This is a genomic window from Alteriqipengyuania abyssalis, from assembly GCF_019857185.1.
GTDB classification, from domain to species: Bacteria; Pseudomonadota; Alphaproteobacteria; order Sphingomonadales; family Sphingomonadaceae; genus Alteriqipengyuania; species Alteriqipengyuania abyssalis.
On record NZ_JAHWXP010000002.1, the window covers coordinates 503,184 to 522,335 of the forward strand.

Annotated in this window: 21 protein-coding genes and 1 tRNA gene; 17 read left to right on the forward strand and 5 right to left on the reverse strand. The window is 66.1% G+C overall.

The window, feature by feature from the left end:
• Positions 1 to 26: 26 nt before the first annotated feature.
• The 6 genes from KYN89_RS07605 to KYN89_RS07630 all read left to right on the forward strand — a co-directional run bounded on the left by KYN89_RS07605 (position 27) and on the right by KYN89_RS07630 (position 3,754).
• On the forward strand, positions 27 to 770 hold the full coding sequence (locus KYN89_RS07605) for a YebC/PmpR family DNA-binding transcriptional regulator (protein ID WP_222824511.1): 744 nt from the start codon (positions 27 to 29) through the stop codon (positions 768 to 770).
• A 132-nt stretch (positions 771 to 902) separates the two neighbouring features.
• Positions 903 to 1,370 (forward strand): crossover junction endodeoxyribonuclease RuvC, encoded by a 468-nt coding sequence (ruvC, locus tag KYN89_RS07610; RefSeq protein WP_222824512.1) that lies wholly within the window; start codon positions 903 to 905, stop codon positions 1,368 to 1,370.
• Positions 1,371 to 1,475: 105 nt separating this feature from the next.
• On the forward strand, positions 1,476 to 1,844 hold the full coding sequence (locus KYN89_RS07615; RefSeq protein ID WP_222824513.1) for a hypothetical protein: 369 nt from the start codon (positions 1,476 to 1,478) through the stop codon (positions 1,842 to 1,844).
• Between the two features lie 193 nt (positions 1,845 to 2,037).
• The gene (locus tag KYN89_RS07620; protein ID WP_222824514.1) at positions 2,038 to 2,364 is read left to right on the forward strand and encodes an antibiotic biosynthesis monooxygenase family protein; all 327 of its coding nucleotides are present in this window, start codon (positions 2,038 to 2,040) and stop codon (positions 2,362 to 2,364) included.
• Positions 2,361 to 2,708, forward strand: coding sequence for an arsenate reductase (locus KYN89_RS07625; RefSeq protein WP_222824515.1), 348 nt, complete (start codon positions 2,361 to 2,363; stop codon positions 2,706 to 2,708). The genes KYN89_RS07620 and KYN89_RS07625 overlap by 4 nt, the downstream gene beginning before the upstream one ends.
• 56 nt (positions 2,709 to 2,764) lie before the next feature.
• Positions 2,765 to 3,754, forward strand: coding sequence for a glycerophosphodiester phosphodiesterase (locus KYN89_RS07630; protein WP_222824516.1), 990 nt, complete (start codon positions 2,765 to 2,767; stop codon positions 3,752 to 3,754).
• Here the strand turns inward: KYN89_RS07630 and ubiG are convergent.
• Positions 3,751 to 4,479, reverse strand: a complete 729-nt coding sequence (gene ubiG / locus KYN89_RS07635) for a bifunctional 2-polyprenyl-6-hydroxyphenol methylase/3-demethylubiquinol 3-O-methyltransferase UbiG (RefSeq protein WP_222824517.1) — start codon at positions 4,477 to 4,479, stop codon at positions 3,751 to 3,753. The genes KYN89_RS07630 and ubiG overlap by 4 nt on opposite strands.
• Before the next feature lie 53 nt (positions 4,480 to 4,532).
• Between ubiG and KYN89_RS07640 the strand changes: the two genes are divergently transcribed.
• Genes KYN89_RS07640 through purT form a run of 3 tightly spaced genes read left to right on the forward strand, consistent with a single transcriptional unit; the run spans position 4,533 to position 8,301 of the window.
• Positions 4,533 to 5,825 carry an aspartate kinase gene (locus KYN89_RS07640; protein ID WP_429699542.1) on the forward strand — a complete coding sequence of 431 codons (1,293 nt, stop codon included), beginning with the start codon at positions 4,533 to 4,535 and terminating at the stop codon, positions 5,823 to 5,825.
• Positions 5,826 to 5,839: 14 nt separating this feature from the next.
• Positions 5,840 to 7,099, forward strand: a complete 1,260-nt coding sequence (locus KYN89_RS07645) for a cytochrome P450 (protein WP_222824519.1) — start codon at positions 5,840 to 5,842, stop codon at positions 7,097 to 7,099.
• Positions 7,100 to 7,143: 44 nt separating this feature from the next.
• Positions 7,144 to 8,301 (forward strand): formate-dependent phosphoribosylglycinamide formyltransferase, encoded by a 1,158-nt coding sequence (gene purT, locus KYN89_RS07650; protein WP_222824520.1) that lies wholly within the window; start codon positions 7,144 to 7,146, stop codon positions 8,299 to 8,301.
• A 4-nt stretch (positions 8,302 to 8,305) separates the two neighbouring features.
• On the opposite strand, the gene KYN89_RS07655 is transcribed toward purT, so the two are convergent.
• Entirely contained in the window at positions 8,306 to 8,830 is a 525-nt protein-coding gene (locus tag KYN89_RS07655) for a DUF2306 domain-containing protein (RefSeq protein WP_222824521.1), read from the reverse strand.
• Between the two features lie 156 nt (positions 8,831 to 8,986).
• Between KYN89_RS07655 and KYN89_RS07660 the strand changes: the two genes are divergently transcribed.
• The 7 genes from KYN89_RS07660 to KYN89_RS07690 all read left to right on the forward strand — a co-directional run bounded on the left by KYN89_RS07660 (position 8,987) and on the right by KYN89_RS07690 (position 14,669).
• Positions 8,987 to 9,799 carry a LytTR family DNA-binding domain-containing protein gene (locus KYN89_RS07660; protein ID WP_248285068.1) on the forward strand — a complete coding sequence of 271 codons (813 nt, stop codon included), beginning with the start codon at positions 8,987 to 8,989 and terminating at the stop codon, positions 9,797 to 9,799.
• 39 nt (positions 9,800 to 9,838) lie between these two features.
• The gene (locus KYN89_RS07665) at positions 9,839 to 10,855 is read left to right on the forward strand and encodes an NAD(P)H-dependent flavin oxidoreductase (protein ID WP_222824523.1); all 1,017 of its coding nucleotides are present in this window, start codon (positions 9,839 to 9,841) and stop codon (positions 10,853 to 10,855) included.
• A gap of 137 nt (positions 10,856 to 10,992) precedes the next feature.
• Positions 10,993 to 11,643 (forward strand): YceI family protein, encoded by a 651-nt coding sequence (locus KYN89_RS07670; RefSeq protein WP_222824524.1) that lies wholly within the window; start codon positions 10,993 to 10,995, stop codon positions 11,641 to 11,643.
• A gap of 64 nt (positions 11,644 to 11,707) precedes the next feature.
• On the forward strand, positions 11,708 to 12,586 hold the full coding sequence (locus tag KYN89_RS07675) for a dienelactone hydrolase family protein (protein ID WP_222824525.1): 879 nt from the start codon (positions 11,708 to 11,710) through the stop codon (positions 12,584 to 12,586).
• A gap of 126 nt (positions 12,587 to 12,712) precedes the next feature.
• Positions 12,713 to 12,940 (forward strand): hypothetical protein, encoded by a 228-nt coding sequence (locus KYN89_RS07680; protein WP_222824526.1) that lies wholly within the window; start codon positions 12,713 to 12,715, stop codon positions 12,938 to 12,940.
• 201 nt (positions 12,941 to 13,141) lie between these two features.
• On the forward strand, positions 13,142 to 14,164 hold the full coding sequence (locus tag KYN89_RS07685; protein WP_222824527.1) for an SPFH domain-containing protein: 1,023 nt from the start codon (positions 13,142 to 13,144) through the stop codon (positions 14,162 to 14,164).
• Positions 14,165 to 14,177: 13 nt separating this feature from the next.
• Entirely contained in the window at positions 14,178 to 14,669 is a 492-nt protein-coding gene (locus KYN89_RS07690; RefSeq protein WP_222824528.1) for an NfeD family protein, read from the forward strand.
• An 18-nt stretch (positions 14,670 to 14,687) separates the two neighbouring features.
• Here KYN89_RS07690 and KYN89_RS07695 read toward each other — a convergent pair whose 3' ends face one another.
• A complete protein-coding gene (locus KYN89_RS07695) occupies positions 14,688 to 15,638 on the reverse strand; it encodes a complex I NDUFA9 subunit family protein (RefSeq protein WP_222824529.1) in 951 nt (316 codons plus the stop codon).
• Positions 15,639 to 15,822: 184 nt separating this feature from the next.
• Here KYN89_RS07695 and KYN89_RS07700 point away from each other — a divergent pair.
• Positions 15,823 to 15,909: transfer RNA gene (locus KYN89_RS07700), tRNA-Leu, on the forward strand.
• 253 nt (positions 15,910 to 16,162) lie between these two features.
• Here the strand turns inward: KYN89_RS07700 and KYN89_RS07705 are convergent.
• Both KYN89_RS07705 and KYN89_RS07710 read right to left on the reverse strand, forming a co-directional pair.
• Positions 16,163 to 18,490, reverse strand: a complete 2,328-nt coding sequence (locus KYN89_RS07705) for a transketolase (RefSeq protein WP_222824530.1) — start codon at positions 18,488 to 18,490, stop codon at positions 16,163 to 16,165.
• 93 nt (positions 18,491 to 18,583) lie between these two features.
• A complete protein-coding gene (locus KYN89_RS07710; RefSeq protein WP_222824531.1) occupies positions 18,584 to 19,129 on the reverse strand; it encodes a DUF2141 domain-containing protein in 546 nt (181 codons plus the stop codon).
• Positions 19,130 to 19,152 lie beyond the last annotated feature (23 nt).

Consider the following 19,152-nt stretch of genomic DNA (forward strand, 5'->3'; position numbering starts at 1 on the left):
AAAAAGTATCACTTTTTGGGGTAAAAATGGCAGGCCATTCCAAATTCAAGAACATCATGCACCGCAAGGGTGCGCAGGACAAGAAACGGTCCAACCTGTTTTCCAAGCTTTCGCGCGAAATTACCGTCGCGGCGAAGATGGGCATGCCCGATCCGGACATGAACCCGCGCCTGCGCCTCGCGGTCAACGCGGCCAAAGCGCAGTCGATGCCCAAGGACAATATCCAGCGCGCGATCGACAAGGCTTCCGCCAATGACGGCGATAATTACGAGGAAGTGCGCTACGAAGGCTACGGCCCCGGCGGCAGCGCGATCATCGTCGAGGCGCTGACCGACAACCGCAACCGCACCGCCACCAATATCCGCACCGCGTTCTCCAAGAACGGCGGCAACCTTGGCACCGAAGGTTCGGTCGCGCACGGGTTCGAACGGCTCGGCCTGATCGTCTATCCCGCCGATGCGGGGGACGAGGAAAAGGTGCTGGAAGCCGCGCTGGAAGCGGGCGCGGAAGATATCGCCAGCACCGATGACGGCCACGAAATCTGGACCGCGCCCGACGATCTGCACGCGGTCGCCGAAGCGCTCGAAAAATCTCTCGGCTCGGCCGAGACCGTCAAGCTGGCGTGGAAACCCAACCTGACCGTCGACATGGACGAGAAGAACGCGGGCACACTCCTGAAGCTGATCGACGCGCTCGACGATGACGACGACGTGCAGACCGTGTGGGGCAATTACGACATCTCCGACGAGGTGATGGAGAAGATGGACTAGGCCGCACCTTTTGGTGGAGGGGGCGTCACCCTGAACTTGTTTCAGGGTCCAGCCCTGCCACCTTCCATATCGGCGCGGTTGGCGGGACTGGATGCTGAAACGAGTTCAGCATGACGGTTTGGGGACGAGACAATGACCATCATCCTCGGCCTCGATCCCTCGCTCACCTGCACCGGCTGGGGCGTGATCCGCAGCGAGGGATCGCGCCTCTCCCACATCGCCAACGGGCAGATCGCGACCGACACAAAGGCTCCGATGACCGAGCGGCTGGCGCAGCTGCAGCGCGAGCTGGCGCTGGTGATCGCTCGCTATCAGCCCGCGCGCGGGGCGTGCGAGGAAATCTTCCTCAACAAGAATCCCAAATCCACGCTCAAGCTGGCGCAGGCGCGCGGCAGCGTGCTGGCCGCGTGCGGCGCGCACGGACTCGACGTGCGCGAACACGCCGCGCGCTACGTCAAGAAATCGGTGGTCGGCACGGGCGCGGCGGAGAAGCGGCAGGTGCAGGCGATGCTCAAGGTGCTGCTGCCCGGGGTGACCATCGCCGGGGCGGACGCGGCGGATGCGCTGGCGGTCGCCATCGCCGATGCCCACGCGCCCTAGATCGGCGCGGCTAAGCCACGGCGGGAACACAGGATTTCCCCGATCGTAGAGTCTCCATTCCAGGTGCGGGATTGGTGGCCTCGCGATTCAATGGGGAGAATTTGCATGCGTAAACTCACGATACCCGCTCTGCTCGCCGGCACCCTGCTGCTGGGCGGCTGCGCCTATGGTCCGGGCTATGGCTACAACGATGGCTACGGGCCGGGCGGCGGCTATAATGACGGTTATGGTAGTGGCTATGGAGACGGCTACGGCTATTCCTACCGCCAGAACAGCGAGTTCGAGCGCGCGGCGGTGAACGCCTGCGGGCGCGAGGCGAGCCGCACGGGCCGGGTCGAGATCACCTATGCCGAGGAACGCGATCGCGGCGTCTATACCGTGCAGGGCCGCATCGCCGTGCGCGACCGGTCGCGCGACCAGTTCACCTGCCAGTTCAGCGCCTCGGGCCGGATCATCGATTTCCGCTTCGGCTAGGCGAAATCATCGGGCGTGGCGGCGCATGGCGCTGTCCTAATCGTGGCGGGCGCGCTAGACCTCCGCGCATGTCGAGCCACGCCCACCGCTTGCCAGACGCTCCGCCACGGCACCTGCCCGGCGGGGCGTTTTGTGTCTCTGGACTGTGTGTCAGGTGTGTCAGGCGCGCGGCGGCTGGCGGGCGAATCGCCTGATGTACCTGGTCGTCTTCCGCAGCCGCAAACGCGCCGGCTACGACGCGGCGGCCTATGCCGAACACGCCGATGCGATGGAGGCGCTCGCGCGCGAGCAGCCCGGCTTCCTCGCGGTGAAGACCTACGCCGCCGATGATGGCGAGACGGTGACGATCTCCGAATGGGCAACGCGCGAGGCGGCCAAGGCGTGGCGCTGCCATCCGGACCATGCCGGCGTTCAGGACGCGGGCAGGACACACCACTATGCCGGGTACACGATGTTCACCTGCCTCGACCCGCAGGTGACCCACTATCAACATGATGAGCCAGACGAAGAGGACGCATGACCACCACGCTCAACGGCATTCCCAATTGCGATACGGTCAAGAAGGCGAGGAAGTGGCTGGAGGCGCAGGGCATCGAGCACAGCTTCCGCGACTTCAAGAAGGACGCGCCGAGCGCCGACGAGATCGGCGGCTGGGCCGATGCCGCGGGCTGGGAGGTGCTGCTCAACAAGCGCGGCACGACATTTCGCAAGCTGGGCGAGGGCGACAAGGCCAATCTCAGCCAAGAGAAGGCGATTGCCTTGATGGTGCAACATCCAAGCCTGATCAAACGCCCCGTACTCGAACATGAGGGCGGCCTGCTGGTCGGCTTCAAGGAACCGGAATGGAAGGATGAATTGTGCTGAAATGGCTTGGGGCACTGGCCATCGCCCTGTCACCCGCTTGTGCGAGCGCGCAAGGCGTGGCTGACCTGACCCCCGTCAATGCCGATGGCGACATGCTGGTGATTGCGCATCGCGGCGCGAGCGGCGAACGGCCCGAACACACGCTCGCCAGTTACGAACGCGCGATCGACGAAGGCGCGGACTATATCGAGCCCGATCTGGTGGTGACCAAGGATCTGGTGCTGGTCGCCCGGCACGAGAACGAGATCGGAGAGACGACCAACGTCGCCGACCATCCCGAGTTCGCCGACCGCCGCCGGACCAAGAACATCGAAGGCCAGATGGTCAACGGCTGGTTCGCGGAGGACTTCACGCTCGCCGAGTTGCAGACGCTGCGCGCGAAGGAGCGGATGCCCGCTCTGCGCCCGGCCAATGCGCGCTTCGACGGGCTGTACGCGATCCCGACCTTTGCCGACATCATCGCGCTCAAGCGTGCGAAGGAAGCCGAAACCGGCCGCAAGATCGGGCTCTATCCCGAACTCAAGCACCCGACCTGGCTGTTGCAGGAAAGCGGGATCGACACGGTCGACCTGCTGGTCCGGCAGCTGAAGCAGGAAGGGCTGGATGGCGCGGACTCGGACGTGTTCGTCCAAGTGTTCGACATCGCGCCGCTGCAACGGCTCGACAAGATGATCGACGCGCCGCTGATCCTGCTGATCCGCCCCGAAGGTGGCCCCTATGACGAGCCGGGCATGACCTGGGCGGGACTCATGACCCCGACCGGACTCGGCGAAGTGGCGACCTATGCCGACGGGATCGGCCCGTGGATGGGCCATGTGCTCCGCGACGACGGCACGCCGACCGATCTGGTCCGCGATGCCCATGCGGCGGGGCTGAAGGTCCACCCGTGGACCGTGCGCAAGGAAAACGTGTTCCTGCCCGCGTCGCTGCGATCGGACACGAGCGAGAACGGTATCGGCGATATCCGGGGGCTGGTGAAACTGCTCAAGGCTGCCGGAGTCGACGGCTACTTCACCGACGATCCCGGGATGGTGCGGGGGGACTAGGCGCGCCGCGCGGCCAGAATGTAGTTGAGGCTCATGTCGTCACTCAGGTGCAGGCCCTTGCCCGGACGCCAGGCAATGCCCTGCGTCTGGGTGACGGTCAGGCCTGCATCGGCGAGCAGGCCGCTCAGCTCCTCGGGCGTCACGAAGTCGTCCCAGTGGTGCGTGCCCCGGGGCACCGCGCCGACCGCCTCCGCCGCGCCGACCAGCAGCAGGCGGCTGGCGGCGGTGCGGTTGGGTGTGGAGAGGATGAGGAGGCCGTCATCGGCAAGCCTGGTGGTGAGCGCGGCGAGGAAGGCGGGCTTGTCCGCGACATGCTCGATCACCTCCATACAGGTGACGAGGTCGAAACTGCCGAGGTCCAGCGTGCCGATCTCGCCCGCCATGTAGCGGATATCGAGCCCGGCCGCCTCCGCATGGGCGGCGGCGGCGGCGGCATTCTCGGGTGCGGCATCGACGCCCGTCACCTCGGCGCCGAGGCGCGACAAGGGTTCGCACAGCAGGCCCGCGCCGCAGCCGACATCGACCGCGTCCTTGCCCGCAAGCGGCGATGCGCTCTCGATATCGCCGCCCCAGTGGCGGTCGATCGACTCGCGAATGAAGCCCAGCCGCACCGGGTTCAGCCGGTGGAGCATGGCGGAGGAGCCCTTCGGGTCCCACCAGTCCGCTGCCAGTGCGCCGAAATGGGCGGCTTCATCGGGGCGAATGGTTGCTGTTGCATCGCTCATCCCCGCTCCCTAACACCGCGCCGAAAGTGGCACCAGCGAGGAAGGCTTCGCCCTTGGCGCGGATCGTGATGAAATTCGGCGGGACCTCGATGGCGGGGACCGAGCGCATTCGGCGTGTGGCGCAGATCGTGCGCAAGCAGGCGGCTCCCAAAGACGGCGGGCCAGCGAACGAGGTTGCGGTGGTCGTCTCAGCAATGGCGGGCGAGACCGACCGGCTGGTCAACTTCGCCCGCGAGGCCCATGCGCTCTACGACCCTGCGGAATACGACGTGGTCGTGGCGAGCGGGGAGCAGGTCACCTCCGGCCTGCTCGCGATGACGCTCCAGTCGCTGGGGCAGAAGGCGCGCAGCTGGCTCGGCTGGCAGCTTCCGATTCGCACGATCGAGGCCCATGCCAAGGCGCGCGTCGATGCGATCGACAGCGATGCGCTGCTCGCCAGCATGGCCGAGGGCACGATTGCGGTGATCCCGGGCTTCCAGGGACTGAGCGCGGAAGGCCGCGTCACCACGCTCGGCCGCGGCGGGTCGGACACCAGTGCGGTTGCAGTCGCGGCGGCGGTCAAAGCGGACCGGTGCGACATCTACACCGATGTCGACGGGGTCTACACCACCGACCCGCGGATCGTCGCCAAGGCGCGCAAGCTCAAGGCGGTTACCTACGAGGAAATGCTCGAACTTGCCTCCGTCGGCGCGAAGGTGCTGCAGACCCGCTCTGTCAGCCTCGCGATGAAGGAAGGCGTGAGGCTACAGGTGCTCTCCAGCTTCGTGGACGACAGCGCGACCCCGGCAGACGACCTGCCGGGCACGCTGATCGTCTCCGAGGAAGAAATGGAGCGGATGGTCGAAGAGGGAAAAATGGAACGCAAGCTCGTCACCGGCATCGCGCACGACAAGAACGAAGCCAAGATCATCCTCACCCGCGTGCCCGACAAGCCGGGCGCGGTGGCGGAAATCTTCGGCCCGCTGGCCGAGGCCAGCATCAATGTCGACATGATCATCCAGAACGTGGGCCGCGACAAGGGCGAGACCGACGTGACCTTCACGATTCCCCAGACCGACCTCGCCCGCGCGCAGGCCCTGCTGGAGGACAAGCGCGAATCGATCGGCTACAACCGGATCATCACCGACAGCCATATCGCGAAGATCAGCGTCGTGGGCGTGGGCATGAAGAGCCACGCTGGCGTCGCGAGCGACATGTTCCGCGCGCTGGCGGACCGCGGGATCAACATCCAGGCGATCACCACCTCCGAGATCAAGGTGAGCGTGATGATCGACGAGGACGAGACCGAGCTCGCCGTGCGCGTGCTGCACACGGCCTACGGCCTCGACGCGGAGGATGCGGCCTAGGGCACGCGTGCAGGGTGCCGACCGCGGTGAGCGTGCCCGGCTATCGGTTCAGGCCAACGCCTCCCTCGCTGCTCGACATGCTGCGCCACGGGGTGGCGGATCTCGCTGCGGTCATCCCGGCGACGATTCTTGAAGAACCGGCGGTGCAGCTGCCCGGTCCGGGCGCGCCGCTGGTGGTCGCCGATCCGGAATTGGTGCGCGAATTGCTGGGCAACAGGGCAGGCAATTTCGCGCGCAACCGCATGATGCGCCGCCTGTTCCGGCGGACCTGGGGTACGGGTCTCGCTGCTGCCGAAGGAAAATCGTGGCAGGCGCAGCGGCGCGCGGCGGCCCCGTTCTTCCGCCCTGCTGCCATCGCAGCACAAGCCGAAGGCTTCACACGAGCGACGGACGACGTACTGGTGGAGTATGCCGATGGCGGGTCGGTCGAGCTGGCATCGCTGGCGCGTCGCATCGTCGCCCGCGTGGTCTTCGGTCAACTGGTCGCGGCCGGGGATGAAGCCGATGCGGACGAGATCGCGCATCTCATGCCGGAATACGTGGCACTGGTTGCTGCCTTCGGCACCGCCGATCTCGCACCTCTGCCCGAAAGCTGGATAGATGGCCTGCGCGGCCTGCACAATGCGCGTTCGACGACGCGCATTGCTGCGATCTCTCATGCGATCGCAGCGGCACGCAAGGATAAGGAGCGCAGCGACGACCTGATAGACATGCTCGCGCCGGTGGGGCCGGTGGAGGACAATATTCGCGGGTTACTGCCAGCGGCCATGGATTCGACGGCGGCGGGTCTGACGTGGGCCTTGTACTGTCTCGCAACGATGCCCGACTGGCAGAGCCGATGCCCCGAATCCGGGCCGGATACCCTGCGGCCATTCGTCAGGGAGGTGCTGCGGCTTTTCCCGCCCGGTCCGCACCTGGTCCGTACTGCGGCGATGGATGACGCGCTGGGCGGCCATCGCGTACGCAAGGGGCAAACGATTGTGGCGTCGATCTATGCCATGCATCGCCATCGCGCGCACTGGCACAACCCCGACAGTTTCGATCCTTCGCGCTTTGGGCCCGGAGCTCCGCGACAGGTCGCCTACCTCCCCTTCGGGACCGGTGAGCGGATGTGCATAGCCGCGCAGTTCGCCGAGCTTGAAATCCTTACCATCGCGCATCGGATCGCAGGACGCTTCCGTATCGAGGTCGAAGAGCGTCCGGCGGTCTCGCTCAAGGTCGCGACCCGTCCGGTCGGAGGCGTGCCGGCACGCCTCGTGCCACGAGGGACATGATCCAGGTCTTGTAGGGCCAAACCAGCAGGCCTATCGCGGCCAGCATGAGCCACACCGCCAAAATCCTGCTGCTCGGCTCGGGCGAGCTGGGGCGCGAGTTCGTCATCTCGGCCAAGCGGCTGGGCGCCTACGTGATCGCCTGCGACAGCTACGACAATGCGCCCGCGATGCAGCTGGCCGATGCGCGCGAGGTGTTCTCGATGCTCGATGGCGATGCGCTGCGTAGCGTGATCGAGAAGCACAAGCCCGACCATGTCGTGCCCGAGATCGAGGCGATCCGTACCGAAGTGCTGGCCGAGGTCGAGGCGGCGGGCGTGCATGTCGTGCCGACCGCGCGTGCCGCGCAGCTGACCATGAACCGCGATGCGATCCGCGATCTGGCGGCGCAGGAGCTGGGCGTGCGCACCTCGCGCTACGGGTATGCGACAAGCTTAGAGGAAGTGCGCGCGGCGGCGAGCGACACGGGCTTTCCCTGCGTCATCAAGCCGGTCATGTCCTCCTCCGGCAAGGGCCAGAGCACGGTGCAGGACGCCGAAGGGCTGGAGGCCGCGTGGGATTACGCGGTGGCCAATATGCGCGGCGACCGGGCACGGGTGATCGTCGAGCAGTTCATCGACTTCGATTACGAGATCACGCTGCTCACCGTGCGGCATTCCGGCGGCATCACCTTCTGCCCGCCGATCGGCCATCGGCAGGAGCGCGGCGACTACCAGGAAAGCTGGCAGCCGCACGGGATGAGCGAGGCCGCGCTGGCCGACGCGCAGGAAATGGCGCGCAAGGTGGTCGATAATCTGGGCGGCCATGGCCTGTTCGGGGTCGAGTTCTTCGTACGCGGCGATGAGGTGATCTTCTCCGAGCTTTCGCCGCGCCCTCACGACACCGGAATGGTGACGCTGGTCAGCCAGAACCTGACCGAGTTCGACCTCCATGCCCGCGCCGTGATTGGCCTGCCCGTGCCCGACACGGTCCGCGCGCGCCCTGCCGCCAGCGCGGTGATCCTCGCCGACCGTGAGAGCGATAAGGTCTCCTATGATGGCCTCGCCGACGCGATGGCCAATGGCTCCGACCTGCGCATCTTCGCCAAGCCGGTGACGCGGCCCTTCCGACGCATGGGCGTCGCGCTGGCTACCGCTGGCGACACCGATGAAGCCCGCCGCCTCGCGAAGGAAGCGGCGGACCGGGTCACGCTGACTTACGACTGAGCGCTCAGCCGAACAGCCACATGCCCATCAGGCGGGTCGGCAGGAAGGCGAACAGGCCGGGGATCATCAGCGCGCCGAGGTACATCCGGGTGATGTTCTGGCGATGGCTCGCGATGTCGCCCTTCTGGGCGGTGCGGACCACCTGCCATGCGCCGAGCAGGGTGAGCGGCACGAAGATGTGAATCCAGCTAAAGTCCGTCCCGCCGCGCACGAAAGTGATCGCGATGGCGGTGACGACCATCAGGCCGACCCAGATCTTGCCCAGCATCTTGTGCAGCTTCGTCCCCTTGGTAGAGAGCAGGAGGTACGCGCCCAGCGGCACGCAGGGCAGCACGGTGACGATGTGGATCGCAATCGCGGTGTTGCGATAGCGACCGTCGTCGGGTGCGAGGCCGGCCACGAATTTGAAGACCGCCACTGCAATGGCAGCGGTCATCAGCGCGCCGGCAATGGTGATGATCGATTTGAGGAACGGCCCGTTGTCGAACCGGGGCTTCGAGCGGGTGGCGGGGGCGGCGAGGGTGGTCATGAGAAGGTCTCCTGGGTCTCTGTCTGTCCCCTGGATGCCTCAGGCCCGTTCGCGCGCAACGCGGCCTTCGCGGACGACGCAAGCCCTTCGTGAAAGCGCCGGATTCGCGTGTGTTTGCCACTTTACGAAGCGCGAATGGTCCGCCACTTTGCGCCGATGGACACCAGCGAGCGCCGCACCGACGACACCGCCCAGCACCCTGTGCTGCGCAAGGTGCTGATCGACCTGTCGATCATGGTGGTGCTCGGCGTGGTGCTGGCCGTGATGGGCCCCTTCGGCAGCTTCCAGATGCCGCTGCCCGTCCGGCTGGTCTACTGGGTCGGTCTCGCGGTGACAGGATATGCCTGCTTCCGACCGATCGGCGCGTTGGTCACCAGCCTCGGCCCCCGGCTCGATCTGCCGGAATGGCCGCTATGGATCGCGGCGTGCCTGCTGGCGAGCGTGCCGGTGACATTGGCGGTTTTCTGGGCGGGTCAGCTGCCGGGCCCCTTCTCGCTGCCTTCGTTCGAGACCTTCGCGCGGACCTACCCCTACGTGCTGCTGGTCGGCAGCGGCGTGACCGTGCTGTTCCACCAGATCGAGCGGCGCAAGGCGACGCCGATGGCAGGGGATTTGAGAAGGCCGTCAGAGCCGCAGGTCGAAAATCCGCCTGCGCCAGAGGCCCGCTTTCTCGACCGTTTGTCCGCCCATCTCGGCAGCGACCTGCTCGCGCTGGAAATGGAGGATCACTACGTCCGTGTGCATACCGCGCTCGGCTCCGAACTGATCCTGCTCAGGATGCGCGACGCGGTGGCCGAGCTGGGCGGGATCGAGGGGGCGCAGGTCCACCGCAGCTGGTGGGTCGCGCGCGACGCGGTCGAGGATGTGAAGCGCGAGGGGCGCAACCTGCAGCTGGTGCTAACCGGCGGGCTGGAGGCACCCGTCTCTCGCGCCCGTGTCGCTGAGCTGAAAGACGCGGGCTGGTTGTAGTTCTTGCCCACCGCGCGGTTGGCTCGTAACCGCGCCAGCATGAGCAACACTCCCAAGACAGACGCGCTGATGGCGCGCGGCACCCAATTCCTCGGCAGCAAATACGCGATCCTGTGCGGCGCGATGAGCTGGGTGTCCGAACGCAACCTCGTTTCCGCCATCTCCAACGCGGGCGGCTTCGGCGTGATTGCCTGCGGTGCGATGACGCCCGAGCTGCTCGATACCGAGATCGCCGAGACGAAGAAGCGGACCGACAAACCCTTCGGCGTCAACCTGATCACCATGCACCCGCAGCTGTTCGATCTGATCGCGGTGTGTGAGAAGCACGCCGTCACGCACGTGGTGCTCGCGGGTGGGATCCCGCCCAAGGGCAGTGTCGAGGCGATCAAGGGCGGCAAGAACCCCGCCAAGGTCATCTGCTTCGCGCCCACGCTGGCGCTCGCCAAGAAGCTGCTGCGTTCGGGCGCGGATGCGCTGGTGATCGAGGGGATGGAAGCAGGCGGCCATATCGGGCCGGTCTCCACGAGCGTGCTGGCGCAGGAAATGCTGCCCGAGCTGTCGGCCGACCATCTGATCTTCGTGGCGGGCGGTATCGGGCGCGGCAGTGCGATTGCCGGTTATCTGGAGATGGGCGCTTGCGGCGTGCAGCTGGGCACCCGCTTCGCCTGCGCGACCGAGAGCATCGCGCATGAGAACTTCAAGAAAGCCTTCTTCCGTGCCTCCGCCCGCGAAGCGGTTGCCAGCGTGCAGGTCGATGCGCGTCTGCCGGTGATCCCGGTCCGCGCGCTCAAGAACAAGGGCACCGAGGAATTCACCGCCAAGCAGCGCGAAATCGCCGGATTGCTCGACCGCGAGGAGATCGCGATGGCCGAGGCGCAGCTGCAGGTCGAACACTACTGGGCGGGTGCGCTGCGCCGCGCGGTGATCGACGGCGATGTCGAGAACGGCAGCCTGATGGCCGGGCAATCGGTCGGCATGGTCAAGGAAGAGGAGCCGGTCGCGCAGATCATCGCCACGCTGATGGCGGAGAGCGAAGAGGCGCTGACCCGGCGCTAAACTCACGCACCGGCCCTCTACGACGGGAACCACGGGCGGTTTGGCGCTTTATGCCGGGAGGCACGCGCGCGCGAAACCCGCGCATCTGCGCGAGAGCCGCCCCGCATTCGCCATCACACCTTCCGGAGGGTTCTTCCATGCGCATGATCCAGTCTCTCACCGTGGCCGCTCTCGTCGGCCTGGCCACCGTTCCTGCTCTTGCCCTTCAGGAAGGCGCGCCGCAGGTGCCCGGCCAGATGGATGCGAGCCGGGTCAGCGGCGGCACCTACGTGACCGATCCTGCGCACACGCTGGTCGCGTGGACGGTCAACCATTTCGGCTTCAACAGCTATTTCGGCGCGTTCGGCGACGTTGACGGCACGCTGCAGATCGATCCTGCCGATCTGTCCTCCGCCAAGGTCGACGTCACCATCCCGATCACCAGCGTTACCGTGGTCAGCGATGGCTTACGCGATCACCTTCTGCGCCCCGGCAAGGATGGCGGCGACCCCGACTTCTTCGGCGCCGAGCCGGAAGCTGCGCGCTTCGTTTCGACCAGTGTGGACGTCGGCGCGGATGGCACCAGTGCCAGCATTACCGGCGATCTGACGATGAACGGCGTGACCAAGCCGGTGACCATCGATGCCCGCTTTACCGGCGCAGGCTCCAACCCGATGAACAAGGTCGAAACGATCGGCTTCGAAGGCACCGCGACGATCCTGCGGTCCGATTTCGGGGTCGACTACGCGCTTCCGCTGGTGAGCGACGAGGTCGAACTGAAGATCAGCGCCGCCTTCGAAAAGCAGTAGGCAAGCACGATAACCGGGCGCGCTGCGGGCCCGAGCCGCGGCTCATATCAGGGGAGGCACGCGTATGTGCGATGAGGCGAAGCTGGCCCAGTGGGCGAAAGAGGGGCTTAACCGGCGGCAGTTCGGCATCCTCGGCGGGGTGGCCGCGATCGGAGCCTGCGCACCGATGGCGGGCGGCTCCGACGGCGATATTGCCCTGCCGGCACTGACCGAGCGGCAGGTATCCTTCGAGACGCCTGCGGGCACGATGGACGGCTTCTTCGTCGCGCCTGCCTCTGGCCCGGCCCCCGGCGTGCTGTTCTGGCCCGATATTGCCGGCCTGCGCGAGGCCAAGCGCGCCATGGCGCGGCGGCTGGCCGGGCGTGGATACGCAGTGCTGGTGGTCAATCCCTACTACCGCGACGTCGCAGGCGAGCAGTTCGCCGATTTCGCCACCTTCGCGGGCAATGGTGGCTTCCAGAAGGTCAAGCCGTGGCGTGACAAGCTGACTGCGGAAGCGATCATGAGCGATGCGGGGGCAGCGGTCGGCTGGCTCGACGCGCAAAAGGAAGTCGATACCGCGCGCGGGATCGGCACGCAGGGCTATTGCATGGGCGGGCCGTTCACTTTCTGGACCGCGGCGGCGGTGCCCGCAAGGGTGAAGGGCGTCGCCAGCTTCCACGGCGGCGGGCTGGTGCGCGAGGATGATCCGATGAGCCCGCATCGTACCTTCGACGATACGCAGGCGCATTACCTCGTGGCGATCGCTAAGAACGACGATGCGGAGGCGCCCGATCACAAGCGCATTCTGCGCGAGGCTGCGGCAGAGGCGGGGCGTCCGGCCAAGATCGAGGTCTATGATGGCGATCACGGCTGGACCGTGCCGGACAGCCCGGCCTATGCCGAGCCCGCTGCGGAAAAGGCCTTCGCCGATCTGATGGCGCTGTACGCAGCGGCCTTATGAGGTCGTGCGCTGTTGCAAGAATGCGACAGCGCCCGAAATCGTATGTCGCAGGGGAATCCATAGGCTTGTGCTGGCGTTGGCGCTTGTGCATGGGGCTGGATGAAGCTTCTTAAGAGGGGAAGATACGTGCGTATTGCCAAGACTTTGACTGCCGCCGCCGCGCTCGCTCTCGCCGGTGGTTCGATCGCCGCTCAGGCGGAACCTGTCCGCACCGCCGCTCCGGCGTCGGAAGAAAGTGAAATCGCCGGGCTCAGCTACGGCACCCAGTTCATCGCGCTGGCGCTTATCGCCGGTGTTATCGCGGGCGCTGTCGCGCTGACCGATTCGGACGACGACACTCCGATCAGCGCCTAAGGCCGCTACGCTCGGTCCTACCGGACCTTGAGATACAAAAAGGGGGGCGCCCGAGCGGGCCGCTCCCCTTTTTCGCGTCGTCCTGTCGCCTGGTCCAACCCGGCCCGAGCCAAGCCAACCCGTTCCCAAGCCCCGGTTTCGCTTGGCCTCCCCGATCCTGCCCGCTAGGCTGAACCCCTGCAAAAATCAGGAGTGGATCGCATGGGTGGAATTGTCGTTCTCGGGCTGCTGGTGTTCCTGCTGCTCGTCTTCCTGATGACCGCCATTACCATGGTGAAGCAGGGCTACGTCTACACGATCGAGCGGTTCGGCAAGTTCACCAAGGCTGCCGATCCGGGCCTGACGATCATCTTCCCGCTGATCGACCGGGTCGGCCACCGCATCAACATGATGGAACAGGTGCTCGATATCCCGGGGCAGGAGATCATTACCAAGGACAACGCGATGGTCGGGGTCGATGCGGTGGTGTTCTTCCAGGTGCTCGACGCGCCCAAGGCGGCTTACGAGGTCTCCGGCCTGCACCCCGCGATCATGGCGCTCACCACCACCAACCTGCGCACCGTGATGGGCAGCATGGATCTGGACGAGACGCTGTCCAAGCGCGACGAGATCAACGCCCGCCTGCTCAGCGTGGTCGACCACGCGACCTCGCCGTGGGGGATCAAGATCACCCGGGTCGAGATCAAGGATATCCGCCCGCCGCGCGACATTTCCGAAGCGATGGCCCGGCAGATGAAGGCCGAACGCCTCAAGCGCGCCGAAATCCTCGAAGCCGAGGGCGATCGCCAGAGCCGCATCCTGCGCGCCGAGGGTGAGAAGCAGAGCGCGATCCTGAAGGCCGAAGGTGCGCGTGAGAGTGCGTTCCGCGACGCCGAGGCGCGCGAGCGTGCCGCCGAAGCCGAAGCCAAGGCCACCCAGATGGTGTCCGACGCGATCGCATCCTCGGGCAATCAGGCGATCAACTACTTCGTTGCGCAGGAATACACCAAGGCGGTGGGCAAGTTCGCCGATAGCCCCAATGCCAAGACGATCCTGTTCCCGGTCGAGGCGACCCAGCTGATCGGTTCGCTCGGCGGGATCGGCGAACTGGTGCGCGATGCCATCAATCCGGGCGAGAAGGCGCCGGTCGGCGGCAATAACGGCGTGCCGCTCTCCCGCGAGCGCGATCCGGTGACCCGCGAACGCGCCTCCGTGCCCCGTGCGGGCCGTGGCGATCCGCAGTGATCGGTAAGCGGCGATGATCGACGGGATCGACCATTACTGGATATGGATCGCGCTGGGCCTCTTCCTGGCCGTGCTCGAACTGCTGGTGCCCGGGGTCTACCTCATCTGGCTCGCCGTCGCGGCGCTGGTCACGGGCGCGCTGGCGTTCGTGCTGCCCTTCGGCTGGCCGCTGGAGATCGTCAGCTTCGTCTCGCTTTCGCTGATCGCGGTGTACAGCGCGCGCCGCTATCTCAATGACAAGCCGATCGTCAGCAGCGATCCGCTGCTCAACCAGCGTGGCGGGCGGATGGTCGGGGAGACGGCTCTGGTCGTCCAGCCGATCGAGAGCGGCAGCGGGCGCGTGCGGCTGGGCGACAGCGAGTGGATCGCCCGGGGGCCCGACACTCCGGCCGGGCAGCGTGTGCGGATCAGTGGCAATGACGGTGCGATCCTGCTGGTCGAACCGATTCCCCTAATCGCCGAGACCAAGGCCCAGGATACCGACGGAACGCCTGCCGACGGCTGACCGCGCGTGCGGGCGCTCTCAGCCCACGCTGTCCATCTTCTCCGCAAAGCGGCCGTGCTTGCGATAGCGGACCATGTAGTGGTCGATCACCAGCTCCAGCGGGCGCGGCTGGATACCAAGCGCAGCGAAGCCAGGCACCCCTTCAGAGGAGGTGCTGCCCGCCTTGAGCATGCGCCACTGGTCCGTCCCCATCGGCGTGCCGGGCAGCGCGGCAAAAGCGGCACTGGCGGCGTCGGGCATCGGCAGGAAGGTGCGTTTGCGCCGCTGCGCCTTGGCGATCCGCTGATTGAGCTCCATCATCGTCCACTTGTCCGGCCCGGCCAGCTCGTAGATCTTGCCGCCGAACTCGGACGGGTCGAGCAGCGCCCTGGTGATCGCCGACGCGACATCGTCGACATGGACCACCTGCAGCGGCGAATCGGGCGCGAAGACCGGCAGCACCGGCAGGCTCGAAATCAGGTCTGCAAACAGGTTGAGGATGCCGCCATCGGGGCCGAAGATGATCGAGGGGCGCAGGATCGTCGCCTTGGGGAAGGCATCGCGCACCAGTTCCTCGCCCAGCGCCTTGGCCTGCGCATAGGTGGAGGGGCCGTTGCGGTCCGCGCCGATCGCGCTGACCTGAACGAAGCGGCTCGCTCCCGCGACCTTAGCCGCGCGCGCCAGATTGCCCGCAGCCTCGCCCATCAGCTTCATCAGGTCGCCTTCGAAGGTGCCGACCAGGTTGACCACCGCATCGCTCCCTTCGACGCAGGCACGCACGCTGCGCTCGTCGAGAATGTCGCACCGGGCGAACTGCAGCTGGCCCAGCTTGGCCAGCGGCTTGAGCGAGAACGCTTCTTCCGGATGGCGCGCGGCGATGCGCACGCGCGCATTCTGCTGCAGCAGGTCTTCGGCGACGTGGCGGCCGATGAAGCCGCTGCCGCCGAAGATCGTCACCACCTTGTCGGCGAGCGGATTGGTGATGGGCATCGGGTAGGCCTTTCCGAAGGGAGCAATTGGGCGGTTGATATGCAGCGCCGCTTTGCCGGATGGCGACGAGCCTCGCAAGGCTGGCATGCGTGTTCTCTATTTGCGTTGACAGGCATGCCCTCCCTCGGTTAGTGGCCCGCGCCTACCCGGCGGCCGCGCCTTCGATGACCGGCCTGCCATGTGTGCCCAGATGGCGGAATTGGTAGACGCACCGTCTTCAGGTGGCGGCGATCGCAAGGTCGTGGAGGTTCGAGTCCTCTTCTGGGCACCATTACTTCAGATTCTACATATGCTGGTGTCTCGGGCTGGACGCAGCGTTTGCGCGTCGCTCTTTTCGAGCCAATACGGCTTTTCCCAAAGTCTCTTCCAGTGTGCTGACACCGCGCTACATGTCTGGTGCAAGCTGATGGCGTCGGCCTGCGAGAGACAGTGATGCTGTCGCCCTTTTCTGCAAAGCGCCTGGCGAACCTGCTCTCTTCCATCTTGGGGGAAGGGCGGGCGTGGCTTTTTCGCTCGTGCTTGCCTCAGCCTCCGAACAGCTTTGCCATCGCTGCGATGATGGCGTCGGGATCGAGGCGATATTCGCGATACAGATCGACCAGGTCGCCGGTCTGGCCAAAGCGGTCTACGCCCAGGGGCGAGACGCGGCGCCCGTCAACGCTGCCAATCCAGGAGAGTGCGCCCGGCGATCCGTCGAGCATGGTGACGAGCTGTGCGCCGACAGGGAGCTGCGACAACAGGCTTTCGATGTGGGGAGGCCCCGCATCCCCTCGCGCCATGCGCGCGCTCCATTCGCGGTGGAGCAGATCGGGCGAGGTCACCACCAGCAGGCCGAGTCCGGGCAGATCGTCGGCCATCGCATCGCAGGCCGCGATGGCCTCGGGTGTCACCGCGCCCATGGTCACGATCGCAGCCTCGGCACCCTCACCGGGTGCGCGCAGCCAGTAGGCACCCTTCTTCGCGCCATCCTTCCACGCATCGTCGGTGCGCTCGACCTGCGGGATGGCGCGCGTGGTGAGGCGGAAGTAGACCGATTCCCCGTCGGGCGCCTGCAGAAGCGCGAACGCCTCTTCCATCAGCAGGGCCAGTTCGTCGACGAAGGCGGGCTCGTAATGGCGCAGGCCCGGCTGGCCCATAGCGATCAGCGGCGGGTTGATCGACTGGTGCGCGCCGCCCTCCGGGCCCAGCGTCACGCCCGCCGGGGTTGCGACCAGCATGAACCGCGCATCCTGGTAACAGCCGTAGTTCAGCGCATCGAGGCCGCGCGCGATGAACGGATCGTAGACCGTCCCGATCGGCAGCAGCCTTTCGCCGAACAGCGCGCCCGACAGCCCCATCGCGGCCAGTGCGAGGAACAGGTTGTTCTCGGCAATGCCCAGTTCCAGATGCTGGCCTGCCGTGTCGCCCTCCCACTTCTGGGCCGAGGGGATGCGTGCCTTGCGGAACACGTCCTCCATCTGCTGGCGGCGGAACAGACCGCGCTGATTGACCCATGCGCCCAGATTGGTGGACACGGTCACATCGGGCGAGGTGGTGATGATCCGGTCCGCGAGCGGCGAGCCGCCCTTGGCGAGGTCGAGCAGGATCTTGCCGAAAGCGGTCTGCGTCGCCTGCTCGCTGCCTTCGGGCGCGGCGATCGCAGGCACATCGAAGGTGGCAGCATGTGCGTTCGCCTTCTCGCGGGCGATCTGCGTCCCTTCGACCAGATCTCGCAGCGCGGATTCGATATTGTCGCCGATCCCGGCGTAGGGTTCCCACTCGCTCCCCTCGGCGATGCCCTGCTGATCGCGCAGCGCCTCGATCTGGCCGGTGTTCATCAGGCCGGCATGATTGTCCTTGTGGCCCGCGAAGGGCAGGCCGTAGCCCTTGATCGTGTAGGCAATGAACAGCGTCGGCGTGTCGTCGTCGGCCGCGTCGAAGGCTTCGGTCAGGCTTTCCATGCAATGGCCGCCGAGGTTGGTCATCAGCCGCGCCAGCGCCTCGTCGTCGCGCCGCTCCAGCAACTCGGCCACGCCCTTGTGATGGCCGATGTCCTTCGTCAGGCGCGCGCGCCATTGCTCGCCGCCCTGATAGGTCAGCGCGGCATATTCGGCGTTGGAGGTGGTGTCGATCCACTCGCGCAAAGCCTCGCCGCCGGGCTCCTCGAAAGCCTCCTCCATCAGCTTGCCGTATTTGAGCGTGACGACCCGCCAGCCGCAGGTGCGGAAGATGTCGTCGAAGCGGCGGAACATGCGATCGGCGGTGGTATGGTCGAGCGACTGGCGGTTGTAGTCGACGATCCACCAGCAATTGCGCACGTCGTGCTTGTACCCCTCGATCAGGCATTCGTAGATATTGCCTTCGTCGAGCTCGGCATCGCCCATCAGGGCGACCATGCGTCCGGTCTTCTCGGGCGCGAGCGCGCCGTGGGCGACCAGATAGTCCTGCACCAGGCTGGCAAAGGCGGTTACCGCCACACCCAGCCCGACCGAGCCGGTGGAGAAATCGACCGGAATGCGGTCCTTGGTGCGGCTCGGGTAACTCTGCGCGCCGCCGAAGCCGCGAAACGCCTCCAGCTGTTCGCGCGACTGGCTGCCGAGCAGATAGTGGATCGCATGCAGCACCGGCCCGGCATGCGGCTTCACCGCGACCTTGTCGTTAGGCCCCAGCGCATGGAAATAGAGCGCGGCCATGATGCTGCTGATCGAGGCGCAGCTGGCCTGATGCCCGCCGACCTTCAGCTGGTCGCGGCTCTCGCGGATATTATTGGCGTTATGTATCGTCCACGAGGACAGCCAGCGCAGCCGACGGTCGAGCGTTTCGAGCAAGCTGATACGGTCCGGTTCGATCCCCGGCTTCGTCTTCGTGGCCATGAGTCATCCTCAGTCTGCGGACTGACCGCCGGTCAAACAGAGATTTGATCTCAAGCGCAAGGATCGCATGGCGGATAATGCGGCCAGGCGTTCTCAATCCTTGTAGTGCATGTCGACCCGCAGGTTGGTGACGCCCGAGCCGACCGTAAAGCGTGCGCTGCTCAGCGACGGGGGGAGGGGGATGCCGAGAAGGGTTTTGACCTCGGGATTGTTCGAGATGCCGCCGCCGTCGACCGACAGGTCGCTCTTGCGGTTGTCGTTGACATCGTGGTGCACGGTCAGCGCGTAATCACCCGCGTTGTCCACCGGCACGCAGACCGTCATCGTGCCCCTGCGCGGCTTGGTTTCGAGCCGGGTCAGATAGCGCTGCGAGCGCAGCCATTCCGAACCGCGCGCGCGGAACGTGCGCACGTACAGGCCGCCCTCGTTCGAGCGCAGGCCGGTGACCGTGATCCGGATTGCAGGGCCTGCGCCGCTGCTGCACTTGCTCAAGTCGTTGAAGATCACCTTGGCGTAGGTGACCTGCTGCGCCGCCACCGGCGAGAGGGCCAGGCTGCCCAGCGCGACGGCGCACGCGGCGCACGCGGCGCGCGCGGCAAGGGTAACGGGGCTGAAACGCATCGATCTATGTCCGTTCATGAGTGTGGAATTGGGGCGCTGGC